Raw genomic sequence first — 12,138 nt, 5'->3', positions numbered from 1 at the left:
TGAACAACCTGAACAACCTGAACAACCTGAACAACCTTATAAAGCGTGGTGAATCTCTTGTTTAAAATTATGTTAATCGAAGACGACGTGACCCTATTCCATGAAGTGCAGGAGCGCCTTTTGCAATGGTCATATGATGTTTATGGCGTCCACGATTTCAGCGCCGTACTTCAGGAATTTACAGCGGTTCAGCCCGATCTGGTCATTATTGACATTCAGCTGCCGAAGTTTGACGGGTTCCATTGGTGCCGAATGATTCGCTCCCACTCGAACGTGCCTATTATCTTCTTATCTTCCCGCGATCATCCGACCGATATGGTAATGTCCATGCAGCTTGGAGCCGACGATTTCATTCAGAAGCCGTTCCACTTTGATGTCCTGATTGCCAAAATCCAGGCCACTCTGCGTCGGGTATACAATTACAACACCGAACGGACCGAACTGAGAACATGGCGCGGAGCCACCGTCGAATTCGGTAAAAATACGATTAGCAGCCCCCAGGGCACCGCTGAACTGACAAAGAATGAAATGTTCATTCTGAAAATCCTTATGGAGCGGAAGAATCAAATCGTCAGCCGGGAGGATCTGATCAAGAGCTTATGGGACAACGAGCATTTTGTCAGCGATAATACCTTAACGGTCAACGTCAATCGGCTGCGCAAGAAGCTGGAGCCCCTCGGGCTTGACCCTTACATCGAAACCAAGGTGGGACAAGGTTATATCGCCACAGAAGAGGCCCATGCATGATGATGGCCTACATCCGGGAAAGACTAAGCTGGATTCTGTTCTTCCTGTTTCTGCAGCTGCTGTTCCTGTTCATAGCCGCCGTGGACTCCCAGATCCCTTTTCTGTCCATCCTCTATATCGTTTTTTTGTCGACATTGTTCTTTATCGTGTTTCTGGTCGTAAGATACAATCGGGAAACCAAGTTCTACAAAAGCCTCCGGGCGTGGGATGACACCTACGATTTAGCCGCCATCAGCGAGCCGGAGCACCCCTTTGAAGCGATTGCAATGGATATGCTCTCCCTCCAGACCGAGCGCTTCAAGAAGGAATCCTCCATGCGTCTGACGGAGATACAAGGGGAGAGGGACGAGCTGTTATCCTGGATTCACGAAGTGAAAACGCCGCTCACCACCATGCAGCTGATGATCGAGCGCATGGAAGATGAGACGTTAAAAGCGCAGCTCCAGTATGAGTGGCTCCGCATCCACCTGCTGCTTGACCAGCAGCTGCACCAGAAGCGCATCCCCTTTATCCGGAATGATCTGTTGATCGAGGTAGCCGCGCTTGAGCCGATCATCTTCCAGGAAATACGTGCGCTCAAGTCCTGGTGCATGCAGAAGGGCATCGGATTTGACGTTTCCCTTGAGATAACGGAAGTGCTCAGCGATGCGAAATGGCTGGGCTTTATCATCCGCCAGCTGTTGACCAACGCGGTCAAGTACAGCAACGCTTCGGACATCATCATCGAGAGCGATCTCACGGATGATCATGTCAGACTCACCATTCGGGATTCCGGACGCGGCATCGATCCGAAGGACATGTCCCGGATTTTCGACAAAGGCTTCACGTCAACCACCTCGCATCAGGACAGTGCCGCAACCGGCATGGGGCTGTATTTGACGCAAAAGGTTGCCGATGCTCTGTTGATCCAAATTCAGGTGGAATCGAAACCAGGCATAGGTACAACCTTCACCTTAATCTTTCCGAGACGGAATGATTTTGTGAGCATGACCGGCATGTGACAACAATGTCACATGCTTTTGCGCTTTGTTCGGCGAATCGAAGGAAAAGGCCCCTCGACTCCTTTATGATAAGGACAGATAACAAAGGAGTGAGTGAAATTGGCAATTCTTGAAGCAAACCAAATTCATAAAAGCTACGGGAACAAATTCAATAAACAGGAAGTGTTGAAGGGCATCGATATCCGCGTGGACAAAGGCGAGTTCGTCAGCATCATGGGCGCATCGGGCTCAGGGAAAACCACGCTGCTGAACGTGCTCTCCTCAATCGATAAAGTAAGCCTCGGCAGCATCAAAATCGAGGGCAAAGAGTTTACGGGCCTCAAGGAGAAGGAGCTGGCGGAGTTCCGAAAGCACCATCTGGGTTTTATTTTTCAAGAGTACAATCTGCTGGATACATTGACCGTCAAGGAAAACGTGCTGCTGCCCCTCTCCATTAAGAAGGTATCCAAAAAGGAAGCCGATCAGAAGTTCCAAAGAATCGCGACCGAGCTTGGCATCTATGAACTCAAGGATAAATATCCGAACCAGATCTCCGGGGGACAGAAGCAGCGGACTTCCGCGGCCCGTGCATTTATCCACGATCCGAGCATTATTTTTGCGGATGAGCCGACGGGAGCGCTGGACTCGAAGTCCGCATCCGATCTGTTGAATAAGCTCAGCGAATTAAATCAGAAGATCGACTCCACGATCATCATGGTTACCCATGATGCCGTGGCCGCCAGCTATTGCACTAGGGTGGTCTTCATTAAGGACGGACAGATCTACACCCAGCTGAACAAGGGCGAGCAATCCCGGCAGGCCTTCTTCAATGACATCATCAAGACTCAAGGCGTGCTAGGCGGTGTTCAGAATGAACATTAATTATCTGATCTACCGGAATTTGAAGAAAAATATCAAGAATTATTATCTGTATGTATTTGCGCTGATCTTCAGCGTGGGTCTGTACTTCGCGTTTGTCACGCTGCAATATGATCCGGCGATGGATGAAGCGAAAGGCTCCGTTAAGGGAGCGGCTGCGCTTGGCGCAGCCTCCGTGCTGTTAGTAGCCATCGTGGCGATATTCCTGCTGTATGCCAACACGATTTTCATTAAGCGACGCAGTAAAGAGATTGGACTGTTTCAGCTCATCGGACTGACCAAAGGCAAGATATTCCGAATCCTTAGTGCAGAGAACCTGATTCTGTATTTCGGCTCGATGGTCATCGGCATCTTTGCCGGCTTCGCGGCTTCACGCTTAATCTTGATGATTCTGTTCAAGGTCACCGGTGTTGATACCAAGGCGGCTCTATCCTTCTCCAGCGAGGCGATGATCCAAACCGTCATTGTGTTTGCCGTCATCTACGTGCTGATTATGATCATGAATTATACGTTCATCAAAAGACAGAGCATTCTGTCCCTCTTCCGCGCGGTATCGACAACCGAGAACCAAATTAAGAAAATGTCCTTCGCCGAAATGTTGTTCGGATTGCTCGGCATCGGACTCATTCTGCTCGGTTATTATGTGTCGACCAAGCTGTTCAGTGGTGATTTCACCACCATGAACGAGCTGTTCATGGCTATGATCCTAATCTTGGGATCGGTTATCATCGGGACTTATCTGTTCTATAAAGGGTCGGTCAGCTTTCTATTCAACGCAATTCGAAAGAGCAAGGGCGGTTACTTGTCCCTGAATGAAGTGCTGTCCCTCTCCTCCATCATGTTCCGCATGAAATCGAATGCGCTGCTGCTGACCATCATTACGACCGTATCCGCACTCGCGATCGGACTACTGTCACTCAGCTATATCTCATACTATTCTGCGGAGAAATCAGCCGAGCAGAGCGTGCCCAATCACTTTGCGGTTGCGGACCAGAAGGATTTTTCCGCCTTTATCCAGGCACTTACGGATGAAGATATCGAATTTAAGCAGACCGAACGGGACGTAATCCAGGTGAATGCGGATCTATCCAACATTATCGGGGCCAGCCTGGAGGTATCTGGGCAAGTGGATTCCAGTTCCATGATCATCCCGGTCATCAGTGATGCCAGTGTAGAGGGCATTGATGTTTCCCCCGAGGAGACGCTGTTCACGGGATACAGTGACGCGATCCAGCAATTTATGGCGATTCAGACTACAGGAGAAATTGAATTCATAAGCCCTAAACAAAGCATTAAGCAGGAGCTAATCGGCTTGGACAAAGAATCCTACGTATCCTACTATTACGCAAGCGGCGGGCTGCCGACGGCGATTGTGGATCAGACCGTATTTGATAAGCTGGTTCAGGATCTGGATCCGAAGATCCAGAAGAAGACCAATGTCTATCACGGCATCGATATTGTGGATCCAATCGCCATTGATCAAGCCAATCAAATCTTTAAGAGCCTCGGCATTAGCGAGCGAACAGGGAACCTCTCTCAGACGGAACTGGTCTTCAACCAGAAGAGCAATATGGGCTTGATGATGTTCATCGTGGGATTCCTGGGACTTACCTTCCTGATTACTTCAGGATGCATCCTGTACTTTAAGCAGATGGATGAAGGTGAAGAGGAGAAGCCGAATTATACCATTCTCCGGAAGCTGGGCTTTACTCAAGGAAACCTGCTGAAGGGGATTCAGATCAAGCAGCTGTTCAACTTCGGCATTCCGCTGATCGTCGGGTTGTCCCACAGTTACTTTGCCGTTAAATCCGGCTGGTTCTTCTTCGGAACCGAGCTGTGGCTGCCCATGGTCATGGTTATGCTGTTGTATACGGCGCTGTATTCCATATTCGGGTTGTTATCGGTTATGTTCTATAAACGGGTAATTAAAGAAGCGTTATAAGCGAGGTGCATGGTTGGGCCCCAGGAATGATTCGGGTTCCATCCATGCATTTTTATTTTTTTAGTAGGGAGATCTCTAGAGACCCGAGAGAAAGCAACTTCGGAACATTCCAATCGTGGACACCTTAAGGTGTGAAAAAACGCGGATTACCATTCCAACGCTCTGCAGCTCTTCTGCAGCTTCCGAATATACACAATCTGGCCGATATGATAGGCATTGTGTAGGGTAGCATTGCTTATGATCTCCCACCACTTGGCCGGTTCCGGAAATCCGTTCACTTCCTGCTCAAGCTTGGTCTCGGACAGCAGTTCTTGCCACTGCAATAAGACCGCTATCAATCGGTCTCTCAACTCTGCAAAGGTTGCGTTATCCGGAATGATGAAGCTTAAATGATTGTCTCCAATAGAGGGCACGGCATCAATCCGCGATTCACGGTACCTGGACTGCCACGTTTCATTCCAATACAGCAGATGCTGTATGATCTCAACAATGCTGTGACTATCGTTGGCAGGTGTCCAGAACGCTTCATCCTCGGTCAAATGTTCCACAGATTGCTGGAACGGGATATGCCAGCTGGGATCATTCGCATTCGCCAACAGTTGATTCATTAGAACATCCTTTGCATGCGCCATGGGTCATTCACTCCTTCATGCGCCCGGTAATGAGCAGCATCACAAATCATGACTAATTTTACTATAGGATGAAGTCCTGTGATTCGCAGAAAATGATTAAAATTATTCTTTCTCGGCTAGTCCCGCACGCATAGAATCTACCTCACATGGAACATGTCCAAATCATACTGCGCCGTTGGCGTATCATTCTTGAAACGCAGCTCGATTTTCTCCCCGCTTCCCTTGCATAGGCCCACCGTAATCTCAAAATAGCTTGCCCCATGCATCGCATCAACAGGACTTGCATGATGGTCTTCCTCCGTTATCGTTGTCCGCTCGTTGATCGATAGAATCCGTTCGCAGCCAAAAGAAGGATAAGTCTCATGATATATATCCTGAAGTGATAATCGGATAACCGGGTATAGCTGCTGCAGCATGGCCTTCTCGAGCTGCTGCTCTCTAGACTTGTCTTGTGGCCGTGCGTAGGCTGCGCTTCCTACCGAGCCGAAGATGAGGAGGCCGCTTAGAAGCAGCAGACAGAAGGTTAATTTTGGCTTCACGTGCATTCACCTTTTTCGTTTTTCTGCTTAGGGTTTCCTATTGGAAGCCTATATAGTCCTCCTTGCATTTTCGTTCATGCATACCAAAAAAGACTGCCTCAGCGGCAGTCTTACATGACTTTAAATCTTTGATGAATGCACGACAGCATGCCCGTCGTTCCCGTCCCTTTCCTTTTTCCCAACCAAGAAGTGATACAGCACAATACCCGCAGCCAGCAGGACTGCCATTGCAATGTACATGCCCCGGAAGCCGACAAGCGGTGTCAGGAAACCAAGTATAAAGGGCCCGAACCCGATGCCCACGTCCACAAATATATAAAAGGTCGACGTCGCAAGTCCAATCCGGTGAGCCGGTGAACGCTTGATGGCAAGGGCCTGGGAGCTGGATTGCGTCGTACCGTAGCCCAGACCGACAAATACGGCCGAGAGCAGCAAGGTCAGACCGTGGTGGGCTTGACTGAGCAGCACCATGCCGATTGCAAATGAAAGTATCGCAGGATACATCACCACGTTGGCACCTCTTTGGTCAAACCACCGGCCCGTGAACGGTCTCGACAGAATGACCACAATAGCGTAGACAATAAAGAAATAACTGGCTATTTCGGTCAAACTGATCTGTCCGGCAAAGATCATGAGGTACGTTAAAACGCTGGAATATCCGAAACCCATGACGAAGCTGACCAGCGAAATCGGTAATGCTTTCGGTTCAATAAAGTTGGATAGTTTCAATCCTTGCAGATCCTTCTTTTGCTCAGCGGTCAGCACCAGCTTCGGTATGTTCATAAAGAATGCGGACAGCAAAGAGAGAACACCCAGTACAGCGCACAGCGTGAAGTTGGCCATCATCGTAGCATGTTCGTTAATCATCAGACCAATAAAAGGGCCAATGGCCGATGCGATAATGATACTCACGCCATAATAACCCGTACCTTCACCCCTTCTGGAGTTCGGAATCAGGCTGGCTGCAATCGTGCCTGTTGCCGTTGAAGCGAGTGCGAAGGCTATGCCGTGGAAGAACCGAACAATGAGCAGCAAGCTCAGGCTGTTCACAATGAAATATAACCCGATAAGAACGCTAAAGGCGATCAGACCGGTAAAAAGAAGTTTTTTGCGCCCGACCCTCTCAATGATGCTGCCTCCGATCAACCGTCCAATCAATGCGCCCACAACAAAAATGCTGGAAGCCAAGCCAGCCATTCCTGTTGATGCATGAAATTCATTCTTTGCATACGAGGACATAATGACCACTAATAAATAAAAACATAAAAAGAGCAGGAAATTGACGCCAAACAAAATCAAAAAATCCTTGCTCCACAATCGATCTCGCGAGTCTGCTTGCTCCAAGTTAATCACCTTTTCTAATAATGTTGTCTCTGACCGTCTCCATCACACGAATAACCGTGGCCTGTTCCTCAGCAGAGACACCTTCCATGATCTCCTGTTCATATTGGTCGAACACCTTACGGACTTGTTGGACAACGCCAACTCCCGTCTTGGATAGCTGAATGCGCTTCTCCCGTTTATCACGCACCGGAATTTGCTCCACGTAGTCCAGCTTGATCAGCGCGTTCACGGTTCGGGTTACCGTGGGCTTCTCCACGTACAGCATTTTGGATAGCTCCACCAAGGTCATCGATTCATAAACATCCAGATAGTACATAATGGACCACTGGGCATAATACAGGTTATAGTCTTCAAGCTTACGGTTCAGCTCATTGACGAAAGGGCGATGCAGCGTAAAGTATTTATGGAAAAAATGTCTGTGGGCGTCCATTTGATACCTCCATCCAAAATGGTTACCTTGGGTAACTATTTATTGATTATAAAGAAGATCCTTTGCATTGTCCATCCCAATTGATTTCCAATTACAAACGCTAGCCGCTTGCGAATCAGCATAACGACGCTTATTCTCCCTGTTTCAGAAGTGATCTATTCGTTTCTTGCCGCTTCCGGGAGCGAACATCGGGCAACAAAAAAACGCCCTTGGGCGATGGAAGATAAAACAACCATCTAAGGGCGATTTTATGTAAGTTGATTGATAAGGGTCTAGCCAATATCACTGATCGAATCGGAGATGGGCCCGGATACATCGAACAGCCTGCCCATATAATCACTCAGCAGGATGCCATCCGGGTCCAGCTCTTCCCGAACCGCACGGAATGCTTCCCACATCGGATAGAGCTCCTTCAATTGAGCAGCCCCAAGATTATGCATTTTCCCCCAATGTGGCCGTCCGCTATACCGGAGGAAGATGCGCTCCATCGCGCTGAAGTAATCTTCATACGGCATGCCTTTGTACATATGAATCGCAATATAAGCGGAATCCCGGCCAAATGCGGGGCTTAACCATATATCATCGCCCTTGGCATAGCGGCATTCCACAGGAAAATGTACTTGAAACTTGCTTCGCGATAGCTCTGTACGCATGTCTTCAATAACCGCATTCATCGACTCTACCGGAATGTTATACTCCATCTCGTTGAAACGAATGAGCCGCTGGGTCGCAAACAAACGATGGCTGTAATTCACTTTACGCCCCAGCGGAACCTGTGACGCCGAGAAACGGCTGACATACGGACTTGCCTTTGGCACCTTGCGGCACAGCTCCGAGATTAGACCGAAAAGGGTATTCTCCACCAACACTTCACTGACATAATCCCTGATCCGATGTTCTGTCACTTCTTGATCCGTCTTATTCATCAGCTTGATCTGGCACGGCTCCGCATAAGGGAACCAATAAAATTCGAAATGACGGTTCTCTTCCGCTAATTGAGCCTGCTGCTTCAAGCATTCGTCGAGTGGCACTCTCCTGCTTTCATATTCTATTTTGTAATCCGGCTCAAGCCTCAACGTCACTTGCACGATAATGCCGAGTGCACCCAAGGAAACCTGCAGCGCCTTGAACCCATCGGGGTGCGACTCCCTACTGCACTCCAGCACCTCGCCTGTGCCAGTGACCACCATAAGTCCGACAACCTGCGTTGATATATTCCCGAATTCCCGGCCCGTCCCGTGCGTCCCCGTACTAATGGCACCCGCAATGGATTGCACATCAATATCCCCTAGGTTCTCCTGTGCCAGCCCATGCTGAAAGAGCAGCTCGCCGAGCAGCTTCAGCTTCGTCCCCGCCCACACGGTAGCTGTCCTGGCTTCTGCGTCGACATGGACCAGTCCCTGCATGGCGTCCAAGCAGACCAGGCAGTCCTCGGATGCAGCAATGGGAGTAAAGGAATGTGCTGAGCCGACCACCCGCAGCCGCCTGCCCTCCTGCCGGCACATCTGAACCATTTTCACCACTTCCAGAATGGATGCAGGATACAGCACCGTTCTTGGATTCGCTCGCACCGATCCCGACCAATTGGACCATTGGACCTGCTTCATAGAAAACACTCCCCCATTCCACGGTAGGTGGCATATTCACCCACGATACGGCCTTGCGAGACCGCATACAGCACCTTAAATCGTTCGCACAGTTCTCCGGCCTTCGCATGACGGAAGAACACCGGATCTCCCAGGCCGAGCTTCACAAGGGCAGGCAAGCGTAGCGGCGTTTGGACCTCACCGGCACCCTCCAGCGGGAACAGCTCCAAACCCTCAGGCAAATAGGGCTTCGCCAGCTTATCCTTATCCGCTGTTCCCGATGCAGTGTATCCCCCGCCCATACAGGTCACGATCCCTGCCTTCGGTATCCGCACCACCTCTATGGCATAAGCTGCTGCCGGCTTATAACGGAATGACGCATAATGGTCGAACAGCCCCGGCGCATAGAAACCCGATCCGGCCGTAATCTCGGTTACCCACGCTTCCTTCCGGGAGCTGTCCAAACTTCCGGTTCCTCCTGCGTTGACGAAGCGGAGCTGGATATCCATGGCATTAAGCCGCTCCACGACTTCCTGCCTTCGCTTGGCGGCCTCAATGATGGAGCGGCTCTTCAGCCACCGGACCATCGTATTCTTTACATATTTTCCGGCTGCGTTATCCCCGACGCCTGCCACCTGCGCCTCGTATCCCATGATGCCGTCCAGTCGAAGCCAAGGGGAGCGAATGATTTGCTCCACTATCGGGTACATGCCCTCCCACGAATGGACGGGTGATCGCCATACACCGAAGTGGAGGCCGGGATAATGTACCGACATATCCAGATCGATGCATATCGGAGTAACGGTACTCTGTTGTTTGGCGAACTGTTCGATGTGCTCGACATGCTCCACACTGTCCACCATTAAGGTAATCGAACGGCCTTTGCTAACCAGATTCACGATGGATTGAATCGCTTCCGGCTGCCACTGCGGATAGCCAAGCAGCAAATCATCGAAGCCTTGTTCTGCCAGAAATACGGCTTCCGCTGCGGTATAACACATGATCCCTTGGAAAATGGAATCCGAATTCAGGATACGATGCATGACATCCACGGAGCGGATCGACTTGCTAGCCAGCCGTACCTTCTTGCCTCCTGCAGCCCGCGCAATCGCTCGTGCATTGTCATCCAGCATGTCCAGATCCACCAAGGCAAACGGCCTCGGGATTTCCGCGAATATCTCTTTATAGTATTCGTATGTCGACATCCCTTTATCAACACCTTCCCGTTTCCCCTCACACCTATGCCACATGATATTCTCGAAGGCAGCGGATTATCCTTCCGCACACCACCATCCACGTAAATAAAAAAAGCCCAGCCGGTGGTTGGCTGGACGAATTTATCGTATAGGAAATATAATGCGTCCCCGTTTCTTGAACCGTGAAGTATGTTGAAACTCTATACATCCCGAAGGAGCCTACCGGCCCTACACACTTGTCGCAGCATATTGACGACCGAGCGCCTGCATCCGTTCCGCAATCGCATGCTCGATATCGCGATCCAGCGGCAGTTGTTCCGAGGCGTAGGGTGCCAGCAGTGGATGATCACCAATCATTACCGCGTGCAGCGCATGCTGGAACATCGTGATATCATTGGCATCGTTGCCAAAGGCAACATACTCGCCCTCCTTCACGCCCAGCTGCTGAAGCCCGCTCCATTTATGTATCCCCTTAGGGCTGATATCCAGCACATTTTCCCCACCATGCACGTGAACAACGACATCCATCTGTCTCAGCCTCTCCTCTACTTCCGCCATATGGTCCGAGGTCAGCATCAATATTTTCACAACCGAAGTCAGCTCCTGGAGCGCCACGTTCTTAGCCAGCTTGTTCGGATCCAAATTTAGCAGAATCGGATGATCCGCAGGACCGGTATAGGCATAGTCCCATTCTCCATCAATCAAATAGCTTACGTTATACGTTGTTAACAGCTGAAGAAGGCTCGGAAGCACCTCGCTTTCAAAGCCCGCCGTGCAGACCACATTTCCCTCTGCCGCTACCATCGAGCCGTTGCCTCCGATCATCGGGTAGTGATGAACACGCTCATGAAGGACGGGAAGCAAGTCGCGAATCGGCCGGGCGGAAGCAAAAATAACCTCATGCCCTTGCGCCACCAGCTCCTCCAATGCCTTCAACAACTCGTTCGAAACCGGCTGCCCTTTAAAACAGATCGTTCCGTCCAGATCGAATACAAATTTCATGCCCTTGCCCTCCTGTATCTTCTCATTGCTCTTATCATAGCAGTTGATCGTATAATGAGAAGGACATTTGTCCAGAAGAGAAAGGAGCAACCCAAAGACCCATGAAAATACTTCATGATGCACCCTTGCTGAGAGCCAAGCTGGAGCAATTTCAATTCGAGAGCATGCTGGATCTGAGCAAGCCTGTGCCTTTTACATTGCAGCAATACGAGCCTGGCGAGATCATTCTGCATGAAGGCTTCGCCATGAATTCCCTTTTGTTCCTCGTACAAGGAAAGATCAAGGTGACCTCCAGCATCGAAACCGGTAAATCGCTTCTTCTGCGCTTTGGCCATCCTTTTTCCATCATCGGGGATATTGAATTGATTCGAAGCGTCCCGGTCCAATCCCAGATTGAAGCCGTTAACGAATGCCTGTTCATCGGGCTGTCCTTTGACTATATTAAGCAACATGAAATGACGAACGCCCGCTTTACATCCACCTTGCTGGATCACCTGAGCTATAAACTTCAGACCTGCACGACCGCTTCCCGCGTCAATCTGTTGGCATCCGTCGAGAACCGGTTTGCCAGCTACCTCATGTCCACCCTGTCGCCGGTGTCCAATCCTTCCTTTGGGATGGAGCTGAAGACCGACCATATCGGGGAGATTGCCAGCTTGCTTGGTACCACGCACCGACATTTGAACCGGGTGATGCATGCCTTCGCCCAAAAGGGGGTCCTGGAGCGGAACGGACAGACCATCCGTATTCTGGACTGGAACGCCATGGAGGTGGCATCGAATGGGATTCGCTATGAGTAGATCGCCCGGCCGAAACTTTTTTCTCAAGTTCTTGTAACGAATCGGCCATGGGCCGGTCATA

12 protein-coding genes are annotated in these 12,138 nt (G+C 50.2%); 5 read left to right on the top strand and 7 right to left on the bottom strand.

Annotation, left to right across the window (positions count from 1 at the left end):
- Positions 1 to 57: 57 nt before the first annotated feature.
- The 4 genes from J7E85_RS20990 (at position 58) to J7E85_RS20975 (ending at position 4,548) form a co-directional block, all read left to right on the top strand.
- Complete coding sequence (locus tag J7E85_RS20990) at positions 58 to 747, top strand: winged helix-turn-helix domain-containing protein (RefSeq protein ID WP_215161177.1); 690 nt, start codon at positions 58 to 60, stop codon at positions 745 to 747.
- A complete protein-coding gene (locus J7E85_RS20985) occupies positions 744 to 1,748 on the top strand; it encodes a sensor histidine kinase (RefSeq protein ID WP_215161175.1) in 1,005 nt (334 codons plus the stop codon). Before J7E85_RS20990 ends, J7E85_RS20985 begins: the two co-directional genes overlap by 4 nt.
- A 99-nt stretch (positions 1,749 to 1,847) precedes the next feature.
- Positions 1,848 to 2,609 (top strand): ABC transporter ATP-binding protein, encoded by a 762-nt coding sequence (locus J7E85_RS20980; RefSeq protein WP_215161173.1) that lies wholly within the window; start codon positions 1,848 to 1,850, stop codon positions 2,607 to 2,609.
- A complete protein-coding gene (locus J7E85_RS20975; protein WP_215161171.1) occupies positions 2,599 to 4,548 on the top strand; it encodes an FtsX-like permease family protein in 1,950 nt (649 codons plus the stop codon). The genes J7E85_RS20980 and J7E85_RS20975 overlap by 11 nt, the downstream gene beginning before the upstream one ends.
- A gap of 146 nt (positions 4,549 to 4,694) precedes the next feature.
- Here J7E85_RS20975 and J7E85_RS20970 read toward each other — a convergent pair whose 3' ends face one another.
- From J7E85_RS20970 to J7E85_RS20940, 7 genes are all read right to left on the bottom strand, one after another.
- Positions 4,695 to 5,180 carry a DinB family protein gene (locus J7E85_RS20970; RefSeq protein WP_215161169.1) on the bottom strand — a complete coding sequence of 162 codons (486 nt, stop codon included), beginning with the start codon at positions 5,178 to 5,180 and terminating at the stop codon, positions 4,695 to 4,697.
- Positions 5,181 to 5,317: 137 nt separating this feature from the next.
- Positions 5,318 to 5,719 carry a hypothetical protein gene (locus J7E85_RS20965; protein WP_353049543.1) on the bottom strand — a complete coding sequence of 134 codons (402 nt, stop codon included), beginning with the start codon at positions 5,717 to 5,719 and terminating at the stop codon, positions 5,318 to 5,320.
- Positions 5,720 to 5,839: 120 nt separating this feature from the next.
- On the bottom strand, positions 5,840 to 7,072 hold the full coding sequence (locus J7E85_RS20960) for an MFS transporter (RefSeq protein ID WP_215161165.1): 1,233 nt from the start codon (positions 7,070 to 7,072) through the stop codon (positions 5,840 to 5,842).
- Complete coding sequence (locus tag J7E85_RS20955) at positions 7,065 to 7,493, bottom strand: MarR family winged helix-turn-helix transcriptional regulator (RefSeq protein ID WP_076323737.1); 429 nt, start codon at positions 7,491 to 7,493, stop codon at positions 7,065 to 7,067. Before J7E85_RS20955 ends, J7E85_RS20960 begins: the two co-directional genes overlap by 8 nt.
- Before the next feature lie 272 nt (positions 7,494 to 7,765).
- The gene (locus J7E85_RS20950) at positions 7,766 to 9,100 is read right to left on the bottom strand and encodes a D-arabinono-1,4-lactone oxidase (RefSeq protein ID WP_215161162.1); all 1,335 of its coding nucleotides are present in this window, start codon (positions 9,098 to 9,100) and stop codon (positions 7,766 to 7,768) included.
- Entirely contained in the window at positions 9,097 to 10,284 is a 1,188-nt protein-coding gene (locus J7E85_RS20945) for an amino acid deaminase/aldolase (RefSeq protein ID WP_215161159.1), read from the bottom strand. Before J7E85_RS20945 ends, J7E85_RS20950 begins: the two co-directional genes overlap by 4 nt.
- A gap of 219 nt (positions 10,285 to 10,503) precedes the next feature.
- A complete protein-coding gene (locus J7E85_RS20940) occupies positions 10,504 to 11,277 on the bottom strand; it encodes an HAD-IIB family hydrolase (protein WP_215161157.1) in 774 nt (257 codons plus the stop codon).
- A 101-nt stretch (positions 11,278 to 11,378) separates the two neighbouring features.
- On the opposite strand from J7E85_RS20940, the gene J7E85_RS20935 reads away from it, so the two are divergent.
- Positions 11,379 to 12,077 carry a Crp/Fnr family transcriptional regulator gene (locus J7E85_RS20935; protein ID WP_215161155.1) on the top strand — a complete coding sequence of 233 codons (699 nt, stop codon included), beginning with the start codon at positions 11,379 to 11,381 and terminating at the stop codon, positions 12,075 to 12,077.
- Positions 12,078 to 12,138 lie beyond the last annotated feature (61 nt).

Source organism: Paenibacillus sp. ISL-20 (assembly GCF_018613005.1).
Lineage (GTDB): Bacteria > Bacillota > Bacilli > Paenibacillales > Paenibacillaceae > Paenibacillus_AQ.
This window is presented reverse-complemented; position numbering and strand designations above follow the sequence as displayed.